The organism is Methyloversatilis sp. (genome assembly GCF_030696805.1).
GTDB lineage: Bacteria > Pseudomonadota > Gammaproteobacteria > Burkholderiales > Rhodocyclaceae > Methyloversatilis.
The window spans coordinates 33,824-55,940 of record NZ_JAUYRO010000039.1 but is presented as its reverse complement, the minus strand read 5'-3'; the positions used below and the strand labels follow the sequence as shown (position 1 = coordinate 55,940).

The window sequence follows — 22,117 nt, the reverse complement described above, 5'->3', positions numbered from 1 at the left end:
CACGGAATATGGAAATCGAACTTTGGTGGCTGCTCGTGCTGCCGCTCTTCTTCGGACTCGGCTGGCTGGCGGCGCGCATCGATATTCGCCATCTGGTCAGCGAATCAAGAGTGCTGCCGCGCTCTTACTTCGCCGGTCTGAACTTCCTGCTGAATGAACAACCGGATCGTGCCATCGAGTCCTTCATCGAGGCGACCCGCAGTGATCCGCAAACCACCGAACTGCAGTTCGCACTGGGCAATCTGTTCCGACGCCGTGGCGAGACAGACCGTGCCATCCAGATTCATCAGGCGCTGGTGAAGCGAGAGGACATCAAGCCGGAGTTGCGCCTGAATGCCCGACTCGAACTGGGTCAGGACTATCTGAAGGCCGGTCTGCTTGACCGTGCCGAGGAGGTGTTCGTCGGTCTGCGCAACACGGCGCTCGACATGGCAGCCCTGCATCACCTGCTCGACATCTACCAGCAGGAGAAGGAGTGGGCGAAAGCAATCGAGATTGCACGCGCCTTGCCGCCGGACGAATCTCATCGCGCCCAGAAGGACATCGCCCAGTTCCTGTGCGAGCTTGCGACCCACGCGCTGGCGCAGTCGCGTTTCGGGGATGCCCGGCCGCTGCTCGAGGATGCGCTGGCCACGCATCGCAAGTGTGTGCGTGCGCTGGTTTTGATGGGCGACCTGCACGCTGCCGAGCAGCAATGGGAACTTGCGATTGAGCAGTGGCAGCGGGTCGAACAGCAGAATCCTGTCTACCTTGCCCTGGTCGCTGGCCGTCTGGCCGACGCCTATCGCAAGCTCGGGCGCGAACGTCAGGGCATCACGTTGCTGAAGAGCTATCTCGAACGCCACACGTCGCTGGATCTGCTCGACGTGGTGTTCAAGGAAGAGCTCGACACCGAAGGACCGGCCGGTGCACTCGCGCTGGTGCGCGACGAACTGCGCCGCAATCCGACACTGCTCGGGCTCGACAAGCTGCTTGAAGCACAGATGCAGACGCTGCCGCCGGAGTCGCGCACCGATTCCGATCTGATGAAGGGCATCATCCATGCGCACACGCGCCGCGTGGCGCGTTACCGTTGCGATACCTGCGGCTTCAAGGCGCGCCAGTTCCACTGGCGCTGTCCAGCCTGTGGCGGCTGGGAAACCTATCCGCCCAAACGCACCGAAGAATTCGACCTCACGCCCTGATCGATGAGCTTGCCGTCATCTTACTTGTCGTTGCCCGACACCTCGCGCGTCCGCATCCTCGTCGTCGGCGATGTGATGCTGGACCGCTACTGGTTCGGCGACGTGCAGCGCATCTCGCCTGAGGCGCCAGTGCCGGTGGTAAAGATCGACCGGATCGAGGAGCGGCCGGGTGGGGCGGCCAATGTCGCGCGCAACTGCGCCGCACTTGGTGCGCACGTCAGCCTGTTGTCGGTGGTCGGCGCCGACGACGCCGGCCGCACGCTGCGTGCCCAGATGCGGGCGGCGGGCATCGACGCCAGCCTTCACGAGGACGCCGCGCTATCGACCACCATCAAGCTCCGTGTGATCGGCCGCCAGCAGCAACTGCTGCGCATCGATTTCGAGAACGTGCCGACGCATGAAGTTCTGCGCGCCAAGCTTGATGAGTTTGCCCGAAGGGTGAGCGACGCGGACCTGGTGATCCTTTCCGATTACGGCAAGGGCGCGCTGTCGAACATCCGCGACATGATGGATATTGCCCGGGCCGCCGGCAAACGCGTGTTGGTCGATCCCAAGGGCGACGACTATTCGCGCTACGCCGGAGCCACGCTGCTGAAGCCGAATCGCAACGAGTTGCGCGAGGTCGTCGGGCGCTGGACGGACGATGACGACCTCGCGCGCCGCGCGCGCACGCTGCGCGACGAACTGGATCTCGGGGCGTTGCTGCTGACCCGCTCGGATGCCGGCATGAGCCTGTACGACGCGCGCGGTGTCATTCACGAGCCCGCGCTGGCACGCGAGGTGTATGACGTGAGTGGCGCCGGCGACACGGTGATTGCCGCGATGGCCGTCATGCTGGCGGCAGGCAGTTCAATGACCGACGCGATGCGGCTATCGAACCGTGCGGCGGGCATCGTCGTTGCGAAGCTCGGCACTGCGGTATGCTCGCTTGACGAACTGGCGGCCGATCTGCGTCACACCTGATCCGACGGTCGCGCGACGTCCGTCTTCCATCTGCCTGTGGAGTTTGCGCCATGCGTCGCCTGATCTGTTGTCTGCTGCTTTGCCTCGCAGCCCCGTGGGTGCTTGCCGCGCTCGATCTGAATACCGCCACCGAAGCGGACCTCGATGCATTGCCCGGCGTCGGTCCTAGCCGCGCCCAGGCGATCATCGAGCACCGCGCGAAGAACGGGCCGTTTGCCTCGGTGGATGACCTGCGCAACGTGAAGGGCATCGGCGACAAGACCTTCGCCGAACTCAAGCCGCTGCTCACCGTCAGTGCCGTAGCCGGTGCGTCAACCTCTGGAACGACCGCAAGCGCGCCCTCTGCCTCTCCGACCTCCGATGGCTTTCCCTGGTGGGTCGTCGCGTTGATCGGCGTCGTCGCGGTGATCGGCATCGTGGTGATGCGCCGCCGCGCCTCACTTCCAGAAATCCAGACACCCGCTGCAGCACCGCCAGCGCGATCTGCAGCATCGCCACCGCCGCGTCCGGCGGGAGGTACTGCGGGTACGCCGCCTGCTCCGCCGGCACGACCGGCCGGCGTGCCGCCGAGACCCGCGGGCAGTCCTCCCGCCCAGCCATCGGCAGATTCAGCGGCCGCTGGGTCCGCCGCTCCGCCCAAGCCGGCAGGCGCACCCCCCAAACCGGCTGGCTCACGCTGAATCGAACCTACTGACTTCAAGGCAGCCATGGACTACAACACACTCGAAGATTTTGTCGGCAACACACCGCTGGTTCGGCTACAGCGCATTCCGGGCGCGGACAACGAGCGTCGCGGCAACGTGATCCTCGGCAAGCTGGAAGGCAATAATCCAGCCGGCTCGGTCAAGGACAGACCGGCGCTGTCGATGATCCGCCGCGCCGAAGAGCGCGGCGACATCAAGCCGGGTGACACGCTGATCGAGGCGACCAGTGGCAACACCGGCATCGCGCTGGCCATGGTGGCAGCGATGCGCGGCTACAGGATCATTCTGGTCATGCCCGAGAACCAGAGCATCGAACGCCGCCAGAGCATGGCTGCCTACGGTGCCGAACTGGTGCTGACGAGCAAGGCGGGCAGCATGGAACTGGCGCGGGATGTAGCGGAGAAGATGCGTGACGAAGGTCGCGGCATCATCCTCGACCAGTTCGCCAATCCGGACAATCCGCGCGCTCACATCGAAGGCACAGGCCCGGAAGTCTGGCGTGATACCGATGGCCGGGTCACCCATTTCGTCAGCTCCATGGGCACCACCGGCACCATTATGGGCACCTCGACCTTCCTGAAGTCGAAGAATCCGGATATCCAGATCGTCGGCTGCCAGCCTGAGGAAGGTGCGCAGATTCCGGGCATCCGCAAGTGGCCGCAAGCTTATCTGCCGAAAATCTACGACGGTGCGCGCGTCGACCGGCTGGAGTATGTTGGTCAGGCTGCGGCCGAAAACATGACGCGCCGTCTGGCCGCCGAGGAGGGTATCTGCGCCGGCATCAGTTCCGGCGGTGCGCTGGTCGTCGCTTTGCGCATTGCGGCCGAAGTCGAGAATGCGACCATCGTCACCATCGTTTGCGACCGCGGTGACCGCTATCTGTCAACGGGTGTATTCCCTTCCTGAAAGACTGTTGCGGCCGCTGCGCCGCTGCGTTGCCGCGCTGATTCTGCTCGGTACGCATTCATCGGCGCAGGCGGCCATTGAATTGCGCTTCGAGTCAATGTCGGCGCCGGCCGTCGAGCTCAGCGATGTGCGCATCGCTGCGGCCGGTCTGGACGGTGGCCGCGCGCGCATCACCGCGGCGCGCGCGCTTGTGGCCGGGCGCGCGCTGCAGCATGTCAAGCTTGAATGCGGTGACTTCGCGGTGCTGCCTGAAGTGCACTGCAGGGGTGGCCGGCTCAGCGCCGACGGTTACGGTCCGTGGCCGATCGAGTTCACCCTTCGCGGACCTCAACGCGCGCTGCGCGTCGACGTTCGGCTGGACGCCGAAGTCACCGCCACAGTGACAGGTGCGCTGGCAGGCGATGCGCCGCAGATGCGGTTGGTGTCATCCGGCGTGCCGCTGGCATTCCTGGTCGGCGCGTTTCCGGCGTTGAAGCCGTACGTGCCGGGCGCCCAGGTTGATGTCGACGCCACATTGACAATGACAGGCGCCGAACGGACGCCACGATTGCGTGCGTTGCTCACCGCAAGGGACGGACGGTTTGGCTCGGCAGACGGACTGCGTGCGGCGGATTCGCTATCTGCGGTCGTCGATATCGACGTGCAGCGCGACGGCCCTGACTGGCGCGGTACCCTTGTCATGGACTGGCGCGGCGGCGAGTTGTTGTGGGACAGCATCTATTTGACCGGCGGCGGCAGCGTGCTGTCGGCGGATTTCAGGTTGTCGCCGTCTGCTCTCGATCTGACGTCGCTTGCGCTTGAACTTGCCGGTATCGGGCGTCTGACCGGCGACGCCACGCTGGATCGCGCAAGTACCTCGCTACGCGCGGCGCGCGTGCAGGGCGTCGAACTCGATCTGAAGGTGCTGAACGAACGCTTTGTCCAGCCGCTGTTTGCCGCGAGGGGCTGGCCGGCATTCGTCATGCAGGGGCAAGCGGATGTCACAGCCCGGCTCGACAATGCCGGGCTGCACAGTGCGACACTGACCGTACGCAACGGGCACGTGAATGACGCGGCTGGACGATACTCGCTGCAGCGACTGGAAGCCAACCTGCCCTGGCGGCGTGACGGAGCGACGCGCATGCGCGTTACTGCGGGTGACGGTCGCTTCGGCCGCGTTCCGGTCGGCCGCTTCGTGCTCGACGCCGAAGTCGCACCCGATCACGTCACTGTTCAGCCGGTGCGTATTCCGCTGCTCGACGCCGGCCTGCAGCTGAATCTGCTGCGCTTTCATCGCGAGGACGGTCGATGGACGGGAGATCTGTCTGCCGATCTTGAACCGCTATCGATGCCTGAACTGACGCAGGCGCTCGGCTGGCCGCGCATGGCAGGAAGTGTTGGCGCCAGCGTGCCGCATGTGCGCTGGCGCGACGGCGTGCTGTCACTGGACGGCCAGCTGCTGATCCAGGTGTTCGGCGGCTACATCGCAGCGAGCGGTCTGCAGGTGATCGAGCCTTTCGGGGCCACTCCTCGTGTACTTTCCGACCTGCAGATGCGTTATGTCGACTTGGATGCGCTGACCGAAACTTTCAAGTTCGGCCGCATCACCGGTCGGCTCGACGGTGATGTGACGGGGCTCGAATTGTCGCGCTGGGTGCCATTGGCGTTTGATGCACGAGTGTTGTCGAGCGAGGGTGACTATCCCCGGACAATCAGCCAGAGCGCAGTGGATAGCATCACTGCACTGGGTGGAGCAGGGGCGACTGCGGCGATCCAGCGCATCTTTCTTGGCGTGTTCGAACGCTTCGGATATCGGCGCATCGGCGTGTCGTGCCGCTTGCGCAATGGCGTGTGCGAGATGGATGGGCTGAGCGACCGAAACGGCGGCTTCGTCTTGATCGAAGGTGGCGGTGTGCCGGCAATCAGCGTGGTTGGCTACAATCGGCGCGTCGACTGGCAAGTGTTGCTGGAACGGCTGGCGCGCGTGACCGAAACGAAACCGGTGCTTCAATGAGGTGGATATGAACAGGTTGCATACACACACGGCGCTCACGCGAAGAGCACACAAGTGCGGGCAGATGACCGTCGCACTGGCAGCAGCAGCCCTGCTCGCGGGCTGCGTCACCATCAACATCTACTTTCCCGCCGCTGCGGCGGAGAAGGCGGCTGATCGCATCATCGACGAAGTCTGGCAGCTGAAGAACGGCAGCCAGACCCCGGCGACACCGGAAGGGAAACAACCATGAAGACAGTGCACCGCATTGTTCTGCTTTGCCTGTTGTACGCGGGCGCAGTCTGGGCGCAGGGCAATCTGGAAATCAACACGCCCGCGATCAGCCAGTTGCGCGATGCGATGCAGGCACGTCATGCGCAGCTCGCGCCGCACTATGCATCCGGCGCGCTGGGTCTCACTGCCGACGGCAGGATCGCGTTGCGCGATGCCAATGTCGTGCCGCTGGCACAGCGCCAGACAGTGCAGGGTCTGGTGGCGCAGGAAAATGGCGACCGCGATGCGCTGTACCGCGAAATCGCGCGCGCCAACGGTCATCCCGAATGGGAGGCGGACATCCGCTCTACCTTCGCGCAGCGCTGGATCGGGCGCGCCCAGAGTGGCTGGTATGTCCAGTCCGGCGGTCAATGGTCGCGCAAGTAACTTCAATCCCCACAGGACAGACATGGCCGCCGTACTCGTATTCGACATAGAAAGCATTCCGGACATCGCCGGCATCCGTCGGCTGCATCAACTACCGGACGAGCTGTCCGACTCCGAAGTAGCCGAGTTCGCTTTCCAGCAGCGCCGGGCCAGCGTCGGCCACGATTTCCTGCCACTGCACCTGCAGCGCGTCGTCGTCATATCGTGCGCGCTTCGCGATGCGCGTTCGCTCAAGGTATGGTCGCTGGCCGAGCCGGAGAATGGCGAAGGCCAGATCATCCAGCGCTTCTACGAAGGCATCGAACGGCTGACGCCGCAGATCGTGTCGTGGAACGGCGCCGGCTTCGATCTTCCAGTGCTGCACTACCGCGGGTTGATACACGGTGTCACCGCGCCGCGCTACTGGGAAATGGGCGAGGGCGACGGCCCGGATGCACGTGAGTTCAAGTGGAACAATTACATTAGCCGCTACCACTCGCGACACCTTGACTTGATGGATCTACTGGCGCTGTATCAGGGCCGCGGCAATGCACCGCTGGACGAACTCGCCAAGCTCATCGGTTTCCCGGGCAAGCTCGGCATGGACGGCTCGGCCGTCTGGGGCGCCTGGCAGCGCGGTGAGATTGCACAGATCCGCGATTACTGCGAAACCGATGTGCTCAACACCTTCCTCGTGTTCCAGCGCTTTCAGTTGATGCGCGGCGTGCTCGACCGCGCGCAGTACGATGCCGAGATCGCCTTCGTGCGTGAATGGCTGGCGGCGCAGCCGGGTGCGCACTGGAAGGAGTATCTGGCCGCCTGGCAGGCACCCTGAAACACCGTGCGAAATTTGTCTTGAGTCGCGCCGGATTCCGGCTATACTTGCGCGCTCTTTTAGGCGCGTAGCTCAGCTGGTTAGAGCACCACCTTGACATGGTGGGGGTCGTTGGTTCGAGTCCAATCGCGCCTACCAACATTCGCTGCAGGTTTTGAAAGGTTGCGTTATGACACCGCGAACGCGTTTCACTCCGGTATCTATCGCCGTCTGAGGCCTGCAGATCAAGACGCACGGAACGACTTCGTTCAAGCGTGTGCAAATGAAAAGTGCGGCTCAGGCCGCACTTTTTTTTCGTCCTGAATTTTCGTTACATCCCCGTTACCGTTTTCCGGAGCAACGCCCATGGTCAATATCACCCTGCCGGATGGATCGGTCCGCAGCTTTGACGCTGCAGTCACCGTGCGCGACGTTGCAGCGTCCATCGGCGCTGGTCTGGCCAAGGCAGCACTTGCAGGCCGTGTCGATGGCAAGCTGGTCGATACCTCCTTCGTGATTGCAGGCGACGCGCAACTGGCCATCGTCACCGACCGCGATCCCGACGGGCTGGACATGATCCGCCATTCGACGGCCCACTTGCTGGCCTATGCGGTCAAGGAGCTGTTTCCGGACGCCCAGGTGACCATCGGACCGGTGATCGACAACGGCTTCTATTACGACTTTTCGTACAAGCGCCCGTTCACGCCTGACGATCTGGCTGCGATCGAGCAGCGCATGACCGAATTGTCGAAGAAGGACATTCCGGTGTCGCGCGAAGTGTGGCAGCGCGACAAGGCGGTCGAATTCTTCAGATCGATCGGCGAGCATTACAAGGCGGAAATCATCGCGTCGATCCCCGCTGATCAGGACGTGTCGCTGTATCGCGAAGGCGAATTCGTCGATCTGTGCCGTGGTCCGCACGTGCCGTCGACCGGCAAACTCAAGGTGTTCAAGCTGATGAAGGTGGCCGGGGCCTATTGGCGCGGCGATGCAAAGAACGAAATGCTCCAGCGCATTTACGGCACGGCCTGGGCGAAGAAGGACGAGCAGGACGCCTACCTCAACATGCTCGAGGAGGCGGAAAAGCGCGATCATCGACGGCTGGGCAAGCAACTTGACCTTTTCCACATGCAGGAAGAGGCGCCTGGCATGGTGTTCTGGCACCCCAAGGGCTGGGTCGTGTGGCAGCAGATCGAGCAGTACATGCGTCAGGTGCTCGACGAAGCGGGCTATCGCGAGGTGAAGACGCCGCTCATGATGGACCGCGTGCTGTGGGAGAAATCCGGCCACTGGGAAAACTACCGCGAGAACATGTTCACCACCGAGTCGGAAAAGCGCGACTACGCCGTAAAGCCGATGAACTGCCCCGGCCATGTGCAGATCTTCAATGCAGCGCTTCATTCCTACCGCGACCTTCCGCTGCGTCTGGCGGAGTTCGGTTCCTGCCACCGCAACGAGCCGTCCGGCGCGCTGCACGGCCTGATGCGGGTACGCGGCTTCGTGCAGGACGATGCGCACATTTTCTGCACCGAGGCGCAGATCACATCGGAAGTGACTGCGTTCAATGAACTGCTGCTGCGCGTCTATCGCGATTTCGGCTTTCATGATCTGGCGGTGAAGCTTTCGCTTCGTCCGGCCAAGCGCGCGGGCTCTGACGATGTGTGGGATCGCGCCGAGGCAGGCCTGCGCGAAGCGCTCGCTGCCTCGGGCATGCAGTGGGAAGAACTGCCGGGCGAGGGCGCCTTTTACGGCCCGAAGATCGAGTACCACATCAAGGACGCCATCGGGCGGTCATGGCAGTGCGGCACTCTTCAGCTCGATTTCGTGCTTCCGGAGCGGCTGGACGCCGAGTATGTCGCCGAGGACAACGGCCGTTACCGGCCCGTGATGCTGCATCGAGCGGTGCTCGGTTCGCTTGAGCGCTTCATCGGCATCCTTATCGAAAACCATGCGGGCAACTTTCCGCTCTGGCTGGCTCCGGTCCAGGTCGTCGTGATGGGGATCACGGAGGCGCAGGCGGATTACGCCCAGGAAGTCACGAATGCTTTGCGCGCTGCGGGTCTGCGCGTTGAATGCGATTTGCGCGGCGAGAAAATTAACTATAAAATCCGCGAACATAGTCTGCAGAAGCTGCCCTACCAAGTCGTCGTGGGCGACAAGGAAAAGGCGGCAAAAATGGTGGCCGTGCGTGCCCGGGGAAATACGGATCTCGGGCAGATGACCCTGAGCGGCTTCATTCAGCGTCTCGCTGATGAAATTGCTACGCGGGGAATCGATCGCACGGCCTGATTTTTTTCGCCTCGGGAGTACGAGCATCAGTCAGCAAAAATCGCAGCGCCTCAATTCGGAGATCAACGCCCCGGAATTACGTCTTGTTGGCGAAGAGGGTGAGCAACTGGGTATCATGTCGGCCCGTCAGGCGTTGACGTTGGCAGAAGAAGCCGGTGTGGATCTGGTCGAAATTGCCCCGCTCGCCAAGCCGCCGGTCTGCCGTCTGATGGACTTCGGCAAGTTCAAGTACCAGGAAGCGAAGCGCGCTGCCGAGGCGAAATCCAAGCAGAAGCAGATACAGATCAAGGAAGTGAAGTTCCGTCCGGGCACGGACGAAGGGGACTACCAGATCAAGCTGCGTAACCTGTCGCGTTTCCTTCAGGATGGCGACAAGGCCAAGGTTACCCTTCGTTTCCGTGGCCGCGAAATGGCGCACCAGGAGTTCGGTATCCGCCTGCTGGAACGTGTGAAGGCCGATCTTGAAGCGCTTGCGGTGGTTGAGCAGTTTCCGAAGCTCGAAGGCCGCCAGTTGATCATGGTGCTGGCTCCGAGCAAGAAGAAGGTCTGATTCACTCAGCCTGAAGAAGAATCTGCCGGACTTGAAGTCCGGCGATACGCGGGCTTTTGCCTCGCGGCGCCGCGATTGAAGAGTCGCGGCACAACAAGTGTTCACGGGTATGAAAGCGCTGCGAAAGGTTCGCGGTCACCTGTGAAGATGACATAAATGGAGTTTTGTCATGCCCAAGATGAAGACCAAGAAGGGCGCTGCGAAGCGCTTCAAGGTCAGGGCGAGCGGCAGCATCAAGCGTTCGCAGGCGTTCAAGCGCCACATCCTGACGAAAAAGACCACCAAGTCGAAGCGCCAGCTTCGCGGTATGACGGCGGTGCATGCGACGGATGACGCACGCGTTCGCAACATGCTGCCCTACGCATAAGGAGCCCACGAGATGCCAAGAGTCAAACGTGGTGTAACAGCACGCGCCCGTCACAAGAAGGTACTTGATAAGGCCAAGGGTTACCGCGGCCGCCGCCATAGCGTCTATCGCATCGCCAAGGAAGCGGTGATGAAGGCGGGCCAGTACGCCTACCGCGACCGCCGTCAGAAGAAGCGTCAGTTCCGCGCGCTGTGGATCGTGCGTATCAACGCTGCTGCCCGTGAAGTGGGGCTGACCTACTCGAAGCTGATCAACGGCTTGAACAAGGCGTCGATCCAGGTCGATCGCAAGGTGCTTGCAGACCTCGCAGTCTTCGACAAGGCTGCGTTTGCCGCCATCGCGAATCAGGCAAAGGCCCAGCTCGGCTAAGCGTGTTGCACGCAGAAAAAGGAGGCCTGGCCTCCTTTTTTTGTCCCCATATTGTTCGGATTCAAGTCGATGAGTGATCTGGAAGCGCTTGTTTTACAAGCGGAAACTGATTTTTCTGCGGCGGCAGATGCCGTGGCGCTGGAACAGGTCAAGGCGCGTTTTCTCGGCAAGTCCGGCACCCTGACCGAGCTGCTCAAAGGCCTCGGCAAGCTCGACCCCGATGCCCGCAAGACCATCGGTGCGGCCATCAACATCGCCAAGCAGAAGGTCGAATCAGCCCTTGAAGCGCGCCGCGAGGCATTGCGCTACGCGGCACTCGAGGCGCGCCTGGCGGAAGAATCTCTCGACGTGACCCTGCCCGGGCGTGGCCATTCGAAGGGCGGTCTGCATCCGGTGACCCGCACGCTCGAACGTATCGAAGCCCTGTTCCGCGGCATTGGTTTCGATGTGGCAGACGGGCCAGAGATAGAAACCGACTTCCACAATTTCACCGCACTGAACACGCCGGAAAACCATCCTGCGCGTTCCATGCATGACACCTTCTATCTGGAGGGCGCCTGCGACGTGATGTTGCGCACCCATACCAGCCCGATACAGGTGCGTTACATGCAGGCCCACGTGGCGCGTCATGCAGGCGCGGCAACGATGCCGGAGATCCGCATCATTGCGCCCGGTCGCGTCTATCGCGTCGATTCCGATGCCACCCACTCGCCGATGTTCCATCAGGTCGAAGGCCTGTGGGTCGGTGAGTCGGTCAGCTTTGCCGACCTGAAGGGCGTGGTGAGCGATTTTCTGCATCGCTTCTTCGAAGCCGATCGGCTCGACGTACGTTTCCGGCCGTCCTTCTTTCCATTCACCGAGCCGTCAGCGGAAATCGATGTTGCATTTCCGAGCGGTCCGCTGGCCGGTCGCTGGCTGGAAATCGCCGGTTGCGGCATGGTGCATCCGAATGTGCTGCGACATTGTGGCATCGACGCCGAACGTCATACCGGTTTTGCGTTCGGCTTCGGGCCCGACCGACTGACCATGCTGCGCTATGGCATCAATGACCTGCGCCTGTTCTATGACGGCGATGTGCGTTTCCTGAGCCAGTTCCGCTGAGGTTTTTGCCCGATGAAATTTTCAGAAAAATGGCTGCGCGAGTTCGTTGACCCGGCCATCGATACGCAGGCGCTGTCGCACCTGCTGACAATGGCGGGTCTTGAAGTCGAGGAGCTCGATCCGGTAGCAGCGGTCTTTCACGGCGTTGTCGTGGCGGAGGTGTTGACCGTGGCACCTCATCCGGACGCAGACCGCCTGCGCGTGTGCTGCGTCAACGCCGGTGGTGAGCCGCTGCAGATCGTGTGCGGTGCGCCCAACGTTGCTGCCGGCATGAAAGTGCCGTGCGCCACGGTTGGCGCCAGTCTGCCGGGAATCGAAATCAAGCGGGCCAAGCTGCGCGGCGTGGAAAGCAATGGCATGCTGTGCTCTGCGCGCGAACTTGGTCTGTCGGAAGATCATGGCGGTCTGCTCGCACTGCCCGCCGATGCGCCGGTGGGTGCAGACATCCGTCATTACCTCGATCTTGACGACAACGCTTTCGTCATCAAGCTCACACCGAACCGTGCCGACTGTTTCGGCATGTTGGGAATTGCGCGCGAAGTGTCGGCACTTACCGGCGCGCCGTTGTGCGTGCCCGATGTCGTCGCCGCACCCGTCACGCTGACCGAGGTGCTGCCCGTCAGCATCGAGGCGCCGGATCTGTGCGGCCGTTTCTCGGGCCGCGTCGTCCGCGGTGTGAACGCTGGCGCGGCCACGCCCGAGTGGATGAAGCGCCAGCTTGAACGCGCCGGAATGCGTTCCATATCCATTCTGGTCGACATTTCCAATTACGTCATGCTGGAACTGAATCGTCCGAATCACGTGTTCGATCTCGATCGTGTGCAGGGTGGCCTGACCGTACGCTGGGCACGCGAGGGCGAACAACTCGTGTTGCTGAACGAGCAGACCATCACGCTGACACCGGATTGCGGCGTCATTGCCGATACAGCCGGCGTCGAAAGCTTCGCTGGCATCATGGGCGGGGCATCGACCGCATGCACGCTCGATACCCGCAACGTCTATGTCGAGGCGGCGTTCTGGCAACCCGACGCCATTCAGGGTCGCGCCCGTCGCTATGCGTTCTCCAGCGAGGCCGCTCACCGGTTCGAGCGTGGCGTCGATTTTGCCGATACCGTAGTCGGTGTCGAGCGCGTCACACAGTTCATTCTCGAACTGTGCGGCGGCGAAGCCGGCCCGGTCGATGACCGCATCACTGCGCTGCCGTTGCGCGAGCCGGTCCGTCTGCGCCCGTTGCGCGTGTCCCGTGTACTCGGCCTGCCGTTTGGTGACGACGCCATCGAGGCTTGTCTTCAGCGCATGGCGCTTCCTTTCACACGCGATGGCAACGATTTCATCGTTCAGCCACCGAGCTGGCGCTTCGATCTGCGCATCGAGGAAGACCTGATAGAGGAACTGGCACGACTGCACGGCTACGACAACATCCCGACCCATCCGCCAATCGGCCGCCTGGCCATGCCGGAGCTGTCCGAAGGGCGTCGAAGCGCATCGAACGTGCGTCACCTGATGGCTGACCGCGACTATCAGGAAGTGATCAACTTCGCATTCGTCGAACGGCGCTGGGAAAAGGATTTTGCCGGCAACGACACGCCGGTCGTGCTGGCCAACCCGATTGCGAGCCAGATGTCGGTCATGCGCTCGACGCTGATCGGTGGTCTGGTCGACAACGTGGTGACCAACCGTCGCCGTCAACTTGATCGCGTGCGGGTGTTTGAAATCGGCCGCTGCTTTGCACATGAAGCGCAGGCGGTGCCGGTCCCGGGCTTCGCACAGACACTGCGCATCGCAGGGCTCGCCTGGGGGGCGGCGCAAGCGGAACAGTGGGGCGCAACGGCGCGTCCGACCGATTTCTTCGACGTAAAGGGCGATGTCGAGGCGCTGGTGCTGCCTTATCAGGCAGCATTCGCGCCGGCGCGTCATGTGGCGCTTCATCCAGGGCGCTCGGCATCAATCAGCCTGAACGGACACGTCTTCGGATTCATCGGTGAGCTGCATCCGGAACTGGTGCAGCGCTACGAATTGGCAAGCGCCCCGCTGGTATTCGAATGCGATCTTGAACCATTGCTCGGCAGCGCCGTGCCGGCATACCAGACCGTTTCCAGACAGCCTGCCGTCCGCCGCGATCTGGCACTGCTGCTGCCGCGTTCGACCCCGCTTTCGCAGGTGCTGGAGGGGCTTCGCAGCGCTTCACCGGCCATCGTGCAGGACATCGCCCTGTTCGACGTATATCAGGGTAAAGGCATATCAGATAACGAAAAAAGCTTTGCTTTCCGTATAGTTATGCAAGATACTCAACGTACTTTGGCGGACGCTGAAGTCGATGCGACCGTTGATCAACTGGTGATGTATGCACAGCGTGAGTTCGGTGCAAAGCTGCGCGCCTGAGGCGGCAGGGCGACAGGGTTACGAGGAAGCCGCATGACCACACTGACCAAAGCCGAACTGGCGGAAATGCTGTTCGAACAAGTAGGGCTGAACAAACGCGAGGCGAAGGATATGGTCGAAGCATTCTTCGACGAGATCCGTGACGCGCTCGAAAACGGTGACGGCGTCAAGCTTTCGGGCTTCGGCAACTTCCAGTTGCGTGACAAGCCGCAGCGCCCGGGGCGCAATCCCAAAACTGGCGAGGAGATACCGATCACCGCGCGGCGGGTCGTTACTTTTCACGCGAGCCAGAAGCTGAAGGCGGCCGTCGAGGGCATCGATTACGATGGAAACGACGAGTAAGGAGCCGCTGGTCCTGCCAGCGATTCCAGCCAAGCGTTACTTCACGATCGGTGAGGTGAGCGAGCTGTGCGGCGTCAAGCCGCATGTGCTGCGCTACTGGGAGCAGGAATTCACCCAGCTCAAGCCGGTGAAGCGACGCGGCAACCGGCGCTATTATCAGCATCATGAAGTACTGCTGGTGCGCCGCATCCGTCAGCTGCTCTATGAAGAAGGCTTCACCATCAGCGGTGCGCGTAACCGTCTCGACGATTCCGATCCTCGTGCCGGAACAGCGCCGGCTGCAGCGGGAAACGACGTCGATGTAGCCGAGTTGCGTGCCGCACTGCGGGAGATCCTCGACCTGCTCGAGTGATGCGCGGTTGCCGATTTTTGTGGGGCCGCCGGTTCAAGCCGGTCGGCCCCTGATATAATTTCGAGCTGAGTCGGGGCGTAGCGCAGCCTGGTAGCGCACTTGCATGGGGTGCAAGGGGTCGTGAGTTCGAATCCCACCGCCCCGACCAATTCTTCTTGCTTCAATCTGTTGTGGCCCATTCGTTGCGACATCGGTTGCAACAGCGTTCCGCATCATTCGCCCTCCGTTTCCCATGCGCATTCTGTTGTCCAACGACGACGGTTACTTTGCTCCCGGCCTCGAGGCGCTCGCACGGGCGCTCGGCGAGGTTGGGGATGTGACCGTTGTGGCGCCTGAAGCTGACCGCAGCGGTGCCAGCAATTCCCTGACACTTGATCGCCCGCTGATTCTGCGCCGCGCGCGCAACGGTTTTCATTATGTCAATGGCACGCCGACCGACTGTGTTCATCTTGCCGTGACGGGCATGCTCGACCACCTGCCCGACATCGTCGTATCGGGTATCAATGACGGCGCCAACATGGGCGACGACACGATCTACTCGGGCACCGTTGCGGCAGCGACCGAAGGATTCCTGCTCGGCGTCCCGGCGATTGCAATGTCGATGACGCGCAAAGGCAGCGCGCATTACGACACGGCGGCCCGCATCGCCTGCGATCTGGTGCGCCGTCTGACCGACCGGCCTTTCGCGACGCCGGTATTGCTAAACGTCAATGTTCCGGACTTGTCGTTCGACACGCTGAAAGGTGTGCAGGTAACGCGTCTCGGTCGGCGGCACAAGGCCGAGCCTGTGGTACGCACCACCAATCCGCGCAACGAAACTGTCTACTGGGTCGGCGCCGCAGGCGCCGCTCAGGATGCCGGTGAAGGGACCGATTTCCACGCCACGGCCAACGGATTCGCATCGATTACGCCACTGCAGATCGACCTGACCCACATGGCCCAGATGGGGCAGGTGCGCGACTGGCTGGGCGCATGACGGCCGCAGACGCAAGTCTGAGCCTTACGCGTGCGCGTGCCCGGATGGTTGAACGACTGCGTGTTTCGGGCATCCGCGACGAAGGCGTGCTGGCTGCAATGCAGTCCATACCGCGTCACCAGTTCGTCGAAGAGGCACTCGGTACGCGCGCCTATGAGGATACTGCGCTGCCGCTCGGCTTCCAGCAGACCATTTCGCAGCCCTTTGTCGTCGCACGCATGATTGAACTTCTGCGCGCTGGCGGACGTCCTCTCGGCAAGACGCTTGAAGTCGGAGCCGGGTGTGGGTATCAGGCAGCCGTGTTGTCGAAGCTCGCGAGTGATGTGTATGCCATCGAGCGCATTGCGCCGCTGCTGGAACGTGCCAAGCGCAACCTGCGTCCTTTGCGGCTGCCGAACGTTCGCCTGAAACACGCCGATGGCATGATCGGTCTGGCTGCAGAGGCGCCGTTCGATACAATCATTGTGGCTGCTGCTGCTGCGGCGGTGCCCAAGGCCTTGCTCGATCAGCTGGCTGAAGGCGGGCGACTCGTGATTCCCGTCGGTACTGCCGACCAATCACTGAGACTGATCGAAAGACAGCCGCAGCGCTACGTCGAATCGAAACTGGACGCGGTGCGCTTCGTGCCGCTGTTGCCGGGGGTTGAATGAATAGATCGTTGTTCGCAGTCCCGGTGTTGTGCCTGTTGCTTGCGTCATGCGCTGGCACGCGGCCGGCGCCAGTTGAAGTCCGTCCGCCGGTGGGGACGTCGCCCACTGCCGCACCGGCCACGCCTCCCGCTGCAGCAGCCGCTGCACAACGTCCCGCTGTGCACGTCGTCGCCAAGGGCGACACGCTGTTCAGCATCGCGCTCGAATATGGTCAGGACTGGCGCGATCTGGTGATCTGGAATCGACTCGAAAACCCCAATCTGATCAAGCTCGGGCAGGAATTGCGTGTTGCCGCACCGGAGGGGGGCATGGAAACCCGCCCGATCGCCGCGCCGGGCGTTGAATCGCGGCCCATTGACACGCCTGCTCCGAGCGCGCCGGCCGTGACCGAGTCGCCCCCTCCCGCCGTGGCGGACGCGATGCTCAAGCGCGAGCCACGCGGCGGCGTTGAACCGTACTCCGAAGCGACGCTCGACCGCATTCGTTCGGCCGGGATTTCATCTCAGCCGCCCGGTGCAGCCGTCGCGGCCACAACGCCCGCGCCGCCGCCGGCAACGGCTGCTGCTGCAGGGACCAGCGCACCGGTCATCGTGACGCCGCCGGACGCTGTGCGTACGGAAGACGGCGTCGAGTGGAGCTGGCCGGCGAGCGGCCGCATCATCGGACGCTTCGGCGAAGGCAGCAACAAGGGCGTTGATGTTGCAGGGCGTACCGGCGACCCGGTTCTGGCGGCGGCTGGCGGTCGCGTGGTGTATGCCGGCGAGGCCATGCGCGGTTATGGCAAACTGGTCATCGTCAAGCACGACAACACGTTTTTGTCCGCTTACGCGCACAACAGCAAGATACTGGTTCAGGAACGCGACACGGTAAAGCGCGGTCAGCGTATCGCCGAGCTGGGCGACAGCGACACCGAAGCCGGCAAGCCCCGTCTGCACTTCGAAATCAGGCGCCAGGGCAAGCCCGTCGATCCGATGAAGTATCTGCCACCGAGATAATCCATGTCCGATCTTTCGCAACCCGAAGACGCCGAACCGGCCGAGCCCGTCGACGACGATGCCGTCGCGGGCGAACTGGATGGCGCAGAGGTCGCGGCCGAACCGGTCGAAGCGCCCGAGGCGGAATTTCTCGGCGATGCCACCCAGCTCTATCTGAATGAGATCGGTGCCAACCCGCTGCTGACGCCGGAGGAAGAACTTGCCCTGTCGCGCCGCGTGCGCCAGGGTGACTTCGAAGCGCGCCAGACCATGATCGAGCGCAACCTGCGCCTGGTCGTGAACATCGCAAAGCACTATCTGAACCGCGGCATGCCGCTGCTTGACCTCGTGGAAGAGGGCAATCTCGGCTTGATCCATGCGCTGGAAAAGTTCGATCCGGAGCGCGGTTTCCGTTTCTCCACCTACGCCACCTGGTGGATACGGCAGAACATCGAGCGCGCGATCATGAACCAGTCGCGTACCATCCGGCTGCCGGTGCATGTGGTGAAGGAACTGAACCAGGTGCTGCGTGCCATGCGCAATCTGGAGGCGCGCAGCGGCGGCGATTGCTGTGCGGAAGACATCGCAACCTTGCTGGCCAAGCCGGTCGAAGACGTGCGGCACATTCTGTCGTTGAACGAGCACACGGCTTCACTCGATGCGCCGCTCGACATCGATCCGTCGCTTTCGATCGGTGAGTCCCTCGCCGACGATAATCAGGCAGGACCGGAAGAGCAGATCCAGAACGCCGAAATCGGCAGTCTGGTGCAGGCCTGGATCGCCCAGCTCAACGACAAGCAACGCACGGTGATCGAGTATCGCTACGGCATCAACAACCGCGAGATCGCAACCCTGGAAGAGCTGGCCGATCAGCTCAGCTTGACCCGCGAGCGGGTGCGCCAGATCCAGCTTGAAGCACTTGCGCAACTGCGCAAGATCCTGCGCCGGGCGGGGGTGTCGCGCGACGTGCTGTTGTAGCGGTCGTTCCAAATGTCTATCCGTGGCGGGTTCTGCACAGCCGGCCCGTTCGGCAGGCGCAGCGCAGTGCGCTGCGAAACCCCTGAACTCGGGAAGCCGGCTTTGCACAGCCGGCCCGTTCAGCAGGCGGCGAGCAGTGCTCGCCGAAACCCCTGAGCTCGGGAAGCCGGCTTTGCACAGCCGGCCCGTTCAGCAGGCGGCGGGCAATGCCCGCCGAAACCCCTGCTTCACCCCATTGCCAGTTGGGCTACGGTTTCGAGGCCGTACTCGAACAGGCGCTGCATCGCCGGTGCGATGAAGGACAGCATCAGCATCAACATCACGAAGCCGGCAATCAGCGTCACCGGGAAGCCGATGGCAAACAGGTTCAGCGCTGGCGCGGCGCGTGTCAGCACGGCCAGTGCGATATTGACCACCAGCAGCGCCGCGATCAGTGGCAGCGCCAGCATCAGGCCGGCGGAAAACACCGTGCTGCCCCAGCGCGCGATGGCCAGCCAGCCGTTGGCCGGGAACAGGTCGGCACCGACCGGCCACCACTCGAAGCTGTTGCCCAGCACGGCCAGCAACATCAGATGACCATTGATCGACAGGAAGATCAGTGTCGCCATCAGACCGAGGAATTCCGCGATCACCGGTGACTGGGACGCGTTGTCCGGGTCGTAGAACATCGCGAAACCCAGACCCATCTGCAGGCCGATCAGCTCCCCGGCCAGATCGACCGCGGCGAATACGATGCGTATCGTGAAGCCGAGCGCGATGCCGATCAGCATCTGCTGTACCAGTGCCATGGTGCCCGGCCAGGTGCCGACGCTCAGCCCGGACGGCGGCAGGGTGGGCAGTATGGCAAACGTAATCAGCAGTCCGAGCGCAAGCCGGGCGCGCATGACGAAGGCGCGGTTGCTGAATACCGGTGCCGCGGCGATCAGCCCCATCACCCGCGCCAGCGGAAACAGGAAACTTGCCATCCACAGGTCGAGCTGGGCGGCGGTGACCGAAATCATTCAGTACTAGCCGAGCAGCGACGGGATCGATGAATACAGCCGGCGCATGTAGTCGGTCATGATGGTGATCATCCACGGGCCGCCGATCACCAGCACGGCAAATACCGCGATCAGCTTCGGGATGAACGAAAGCGTCATTTCGTTCACCTGCGTCGCGGCCTGGAAGATGCTGACGATGAGGCCGGTGATCAGCGCTGCGCCCAGCATCGGTGCGGACACGAGTAGCAGGGTTTCGACGGCGTGGCGGCCGATGTCGACGACGGTGGTGGGCGTCATGGTGCGCAGTCCTTCATATCTGGCCGAAACTCGAAACGAGAGTGCCGAGGATGAGGTTCCAGCCATCCACCAGCACGAACAGCATGAGTTTGAACGGTAGCGACACGATGACCGGCGACATCATCATCATGCCCATCGCCATCAGCACCGATGCGACCACCATGTCGATGATGATGAAGGGAATGAAGATGATGAAGCCGATCTGGAATGCAGTCTTCAGTTCCGAGGTGACGTATGCCGGCACGACCACGCGCATCGGCAACTGCTCCGAGCTGGAGACTTTCGGGGTGTTCGACAGGCGCATGAACAGCTCAATATCGGGCTCGCGCACCTGCTTCAGCATGAAGGTTTTCAGTGGCTTGGCGCCGGCGTCCAGCGCCTGTTCGAAGCCGATGCGGTTTTCGCTCAGCGGCAGATAGGCCTCGGCGTAGATCTTCTCGCCGACCGGCGCCATGATGAAAAAGCTCAGGAACAGCGCCAGGCCGATCAGCACCTGGTTGGGCGGGCTGGTCTGCGTGCCCATGGCCTGACGTAACAGCGAAAGCACGATGATGATGCGGGTGAAGCTGGTCATCATCAGCATGACCGCCGGCAGGAAGGACAGGCTGGTCAGCAGCAGCAGGGTCTGGATCGACAGTGACCAATTGGTGCCGCCGCCGGCGGCTGGCGTACTGGTCAGCGCGGGCAGGGCCTGCGCCCACGTATCCGGTGCCGCGAGGCTGCCGAGGAAAGTCAGACCCAGTGCTGGAAGCAAGCGCCGGGTCATGATCGACCCGCCTTCAACTTTGCCAGCAGGGCGCCGAAGTCTGCCGCGACCGGCTTTGTATCGCTGCCGACCGGACTGATCTCGCCGCGCGGCAGTGTCGCGATGCCGGTGACCGAGCCGGGCGCGACGCCCACGACCAGCCAGTGCTCGCCGATCTCCAGCAATACCACGCGTTCGCGTGATCCCACGGCGATGCCGCCCACGGTGCGGATCGGTGCGCTGCCCGCGAGGCGACCACCGGACAGGCGGCGCAGCAGCCAAAGCACGGCAAACAGCGTCGCCAGCACGACACCGAGCGCGCCGACCATCTGCATGACCGCGCCGGCACCACTGGCGGGCGCAGCAGGTGCCACGGGCTCCGCAGCCTGCAGCAAGCCGGCGGAAACAAGCAGCATGAGAGAAAGCCAGGTTTTCATGCGCCAAGGCTAGCGCCCGACAGTACCCGTTCAGCGCGGGAATAGATCGGTTTTAGGGCGGCAATTTCCGCCGCTCGACTTCCGGCTCCGTGCGCAGCCGGGGATCGTCGTTACGCAGCGCGCGAGAGGTGTTGAACGTATCGCCTGCGCTGATGCCAAAGGCACAAGATTCTCAAGGATGAAAAAGTGTCGATCGCGAGTTCGACGAATTCCTTACTTTGCTCCGGATCCACCTGGTACCACACCACCCCATGACCGCAGATCCATCTAGCCCGGATCGTCCCGTGCTCGCCCCGCAGACGTTCAGACGGGCGCTTGAAAAGAGCCACGAAGCGAAGGCGAAGGTCGAAGTCGTTGCCAACGAGCTCACTTCGGCAAACGATGTCGTCAAGGCAAAGATTGCAGAGGGTGTAACGTCCCTGCCCGTGCATGAAGCGCTGGCAGACAGCGAGGGGGTTGAAGTCAAGGTGCAGGATGTCGCGGGCGACCTGCATGAGGTGACGGATACGCTGGCTCAGGGCATCGAAGACCTGAAGGGTGTCGAATCTGCGCTGAAGCGCTCCCGGAAAGCGTTGATCGAATCGGAGGCCGCCCTCGCGCTGTCACAGCGGGGAGAGCAGAAGGCGAAGTTCGACGGGATGCACGACTCGAGGACCGGCTTGCCCAATCGCACATTGTTCGATGACCGGCTTGCGCAAGCCATCTCGCTCGCCGAGCGCCATGGCTGGACGCTGGCCATCATGTTTCTCGATCTGGACCGTTTCAAGACAATCAACGATACGCATGGTCATGCCGCCGGCGACCGCGTGCTGGAGGAGATTGCGCGCCGTCTGAACGGACACTGTCGAGACGAAGACACGGTATGCCGCAACGGGGGCGACGAGTTTCTCTATTTGCTGATGAACCCCCAGGGCCGGGAAAACATCGAGCGCGTGGCCAGTATGGTGCTTGCGAACCTCGGCACCCCGATCAACATGGATGACCTTCAGCTCATCATCACGCCCAGCATCGGCATCGCGCTCTATCCGGAACATGGCGAGACGGCCGAGCAACTGGTCCAGCGTGCCGATGTCGCCATGTATCAAGCAAAGCGGGCCGCGAGCGGCTTTGCGATCTTCGACGACGCCAGTCGAGGTTAGCCGTTCC

Annotated in this window: 25 protein-coding genes and 2 tRNA genes; 23 read left to right on the top strand and 4 right to left on the bottom strand. The window is 62.6% G+C overall.

Annotation, left to right across the window (positions count from 1 at the left end; all coding sequences use genetic code 11):
- Positions 1-8: 8 nt before the first annotated feature.
- From lapB to rpoS, 22 genes are all read left to right on the top strand, one after another.
- The gene (lapB, locus tag Q8R75_RS06595) at positions 9-1,184 is read left to right on the top strand and encodes a lipopolysaccharide assembly protein LapB (RefSeq protein ID WP_305613118.1); all 1,176 of its coding nucleotides are present in this window, start codon (positions 9-11) and stop codon (positions 1,182-1,184) included.
- 9 nt (positions 1,185-1,193) lie between these two features.
- On the top strand, positions 1,194-2,147 hold the full coding sequence (rfaE1, locus tag Q8R75_RS06590; RefSeq protein ID WP_305626523.1) for a D-glycero-beta-D-manno-heptose-7-phosphate kinase: 954 nt from the start codon (positions 1,194-1,196) through the stop codon (positions 2,145-2,147).
- 50 nt (positions 2,148-2,197) lie between these two features.
- On the top strand, positions 2,198-2,827 hold the full coding sequence (locus Q8R75_RS06585; protein WP_305613133.1) for a helix-hairpin-helix domain-containing protein: 630 nt from the start codon (positions 2,198-2,200) through the stop codon (positions 2,825-2,827).
- A gap of 27 nt (positions 2,828-2,854) precedes the next feature.
- Positions 2,855-3,757: a cysteine synthase CysM gene (gene cysM / locus Q8R75_RS06580; RefSeq protein WP_305613132.1), complete on the top strand. Its 903-nt coding sequence runs from the start codon at positions 2,855-2,857 to the stop codon at positions 3,755-3,757.
- 7 nt (positions 3,758-3,764) lie between these two features.
- A complete protein-coding gene (locus Q8R75_RS06575; RefSeq protein WP_305613131.1) occupies positions 3,765-5,750 on the top strand; it encodes a hypothetical protein in 1,986 nt (661 codons plus the stop codon).
- 64 nt (positions 5,751-5,814) lie between these two features.
- The gene (locus tag Q8R75_RS06570) at positions 5,815-5,982 is read left to right on the top strand and encodes a hypothetical protein (RefSeq protein ID WP_305613130.1); all 168 of its coding nucleotides are present in this window, start codon (positions 5,815-5,817) and stop codon (positions 5,980-5,982) included.
- The gene (locus Q8R75_RS06565; RefSeq protein WP_305613129.1) at positions 5,979-6,389 is read left to right on the top strand and encodes a YdbL family protein; all 411 of its coding nucleotides are present in this window, start codon (positions 5,979-5,981) and stop codon (positions 6,387-6,389) included. The genes Q8R75_RS06570 and Q8R75_RS06565 overlap by 4 nt, the downstream gene beginning before the upstream one ends.
- Positions 6,390-6,411: 22 nt before the next feature.
- Positions 6,412-7,203, top strand: a complete 792-nt coding sequence (locus Q8R75_RS06560) for a 3'-5' exonuclease (protein WP_305626519.1) — start codon at positions 6,412-6,414, stop codon at positions 7,201-7,203.
- A 61-nt stretch (positions 7,204-7,264) separates the two neighbouring features.
- Positions 7,265-7,341: transfer RNA gene (locus tag Q8R75_RS06555), tRNA-Val, on the top strand.
- 207 nt (positions 7,342-7,548) lie between these two features.
- Positions 7,549-9,471, top strand: coding sequence for a threonine--tRNA ligase (gene thrS, locus Q8R75_RS06550; protein WP_305613127.1), 1,923 nt, complete (start codon positions 7,549-7,551; stop codon positions 9,469-9,471).
- The gene (gene infC, locus Q8R75_RS06545) at positions 9,440-10,021 is read left to right on the top strand and encodes a translation initiation factor IF-3 (RefSeq protein ID WP_305613135.1); all 582 of its coding nucleotides are present in this window, start codon (positions 9,440-9,442) and stop codon (positions 10,019-10,021) included. The genes thrS and infC overlap by 32 nt, the downstream gene beginning before the upstream one ends.
- Before the next feature lie 169 nt (positions 10,022-10,190).
- The gene (gene rpmI / locus Q8R75_RS06540) at positions 10,191-10,388 is read left to right on the top strand and encodes a 50S ribosomal protein L35 (protein WP_008062636.1); all 198 of its coding nucleotides are present in this window, start codon (positions 10,191-10,193) and stop codon (positions 10,386-10,388) included.
- Between the two features lie 12 nt (positions 10,389-10,400).
- On the top strand, positions 10,401-10,757 hold the full coding sequence (gene rplT / locus Q8R75_RS06535; protein ID WP_069039916.1) for a 50S ribosomal protein L20: 357 nt from the start codon (positions 10,401-10,403) through the stop codon (positions 10,755-10,757).
- 69 nt (positions 10,758-10,826) lie between these two features.
- Positions 10,827-11,858, top strand: a complete 1,032-nt coding sequence (pheS, locus tag Q8R75_RS06530; protein ID WP_305613126.1) for a phenylalanine--tRNA ligase subunit alpha — start codon at positions 10,827-10,829, stop codon at positions 11,856-11,858.
- Between the two features lie 12 nt (positions 11,859-11,870).
- Positions 11,871-14,240 carry a phenylalanine--tRNA ligase subunit beta gene (pheT, locus tag Q8R75_RS06525; protein WP_305613125.1) on the top strand — a complete coding sequence of 790 codons (2,370 nt, stop codon included), beginning with the start codon at positions 11,871-11,873 and terminating at the stop codon, positions 14,238-14,240.
- A gap of 33 nt (positions 14,241-14,273) precedes the next feature.
- Entirely contained in the window at positions 14,274-14,582 is a 309-nt protein-coding gene (locus tag Q8R75_RS06520; protein ID WP_305613124.1) for an integration host factor subunit alpha, read from the top strand.
- Positions 14,566-14,934 carry a MerR family transcriptional regulator gene (locus Q8R75_RS06515; RefSeq protein WP_305613123.1) on the top strand — a complete coding sequence of 123 codons (369 nt, stop codon included), beginning with the start codon at positions 14,566-14,568 and terminating at the stop codon, positions 14,932-14,934. Before Q8R75_RS06520 ends, Q8R75_RS06515 begins: the two co-directional genes overlap by 17 nt.
- Positions 14,935-15,005: 71 nt before the next feature.
- A tRNA-Pro gene (locus Q8R75_RS06510) sits at positions 15,006-15,082 on the top strand.
- 84 nt (positions 15,083-15,166) lie between these two features.
- On the top strand, positions 15,167-15,910 hold the full coding sequence (gene surE, locus Q8R75_RS06505; protein WP_305613122.1) for a 5'/3'-nucleotidase SurE: 744 nt from the start codon (positions 15,167-15,169) through the stop codon (positions 15,908-15,910).
- On the top strand, positions 15,907-16,560 hold the full coding sequence (locus tag Q8R75_RS06500) for a protein-L-isoaspartate(D-aspartate) O-methyltransferase (RefSeq protein WP_305613121.1): 654 nt from the start codon (positions 15,907-15,909) through the stop codon (positions 16,558-16,560). The genes surE and Q8R75_RS06500 overlap by 4 nt, the downstream gene beginning before the upstream one ends.
- 158 nt (positions 16,561-16,718) lie before the next feature.
- The gene (locus Q8R75_RS06495) at positions 16,719-17,555 is read left to right on the top strand and encodes a peptidoglycan DD-metalloendopeptidase family protein (protein ID WP_305626276.1); all 837 of its coding nucleotides are present in this window, start codon (positions 16,719-16,721) and stop codon (positions 17,553-17,555) included.
- Between the two features lie 3 nt (positions 17,556-17,558).
- Positions 17,559-18,512 carry an RNA polymerase sigma factor RpoS gene (rpoS, locus tag Q8R75_RS06490; RefSeq protein ID WP_305615744.1) on the top strand — a complete coding sequence of 318 codons (954 nt, stop codon included), beginning with the start codon at positions 17,559-17,561 and terminating at the stop codon, positions 18,510-18,512.
- A gap of 227 nt (positions 18,513-18,739) precedes the next feature.
- Here rpoS and fliR read toward each other — a convergent pair whose 3' ends face one another.
- The 4 genes from fliR to fliO are packed head-to-tail and all read right to left on the bottom strand — an operon-like array spanning position 18,740 to position 20,950.
- Positions 18,740-19,513 (bottom strand): flagellar biosynthetic protein FliR, encoded by a 774-nt coding sequence (gene fliR / locus Q8R75_RS06485; RefSeq protein ID WP_305615746.1) that lies wholly within the window; start codon positions 19,511-19,513, stop codon positions 18,740-18,742.
- Positions 19,514-19,519: 6 nt separating this feature from the next.
- Positions 19,520-19,789 (bottom strand): flagellar biosynthesis protein FliQ, encoded by a 270-nt coding sequence (gene fliQ / locus Q8R75_RS06480; RefSeq protein ID WP_069039926.1) that lies wholly within the window; start codon positions 19,787-19,789, stop codon positions 19,520-19,522.
- A gap of 13 nt (positions 19,790-19,802) precedes the next feature.
- The gene (fliP, locus tag Q8R75_RS06475; protein WP_305615749.1) at positions 19,803-20,555 is read right to left on the bottom strand and encodes a flagellar type III secretion system pore protein FliP; all 753 of its coding nucleotides are present in this window, start codon (positions 20,553-20,555) and stop codon (positions 19,803-19,805) included.
- Entirely contained in the window at positions 20,552-20,950 is a 399-nt protein-coding gene (fliO, locus tag Q8R75_RS06470; protein ID WP_305615751.1) for a flagellar biosynthetic protein FliO, read from the bottom strand. Before fliO ends, fliP begins: the two co-directional genes overlap by 4 nt.
- Positions 20,951-21,255: 305 nt before the next feature.
- On the opposite strand from fliO, the gene Q8R75_RS06465 reads away from it, so the two are divergent.
- A complete protein-coding gene (locus Q8R75_RS06465) occupies positions 21,256-22,110 on the top strand; it encodes a GGDEF domain-containing protein (protein WP_305615753.1) in 855 nt (284 codons plus the stop codon).
- Positions 22,111-22,117 lie beyond the last annotated feature (7 nt).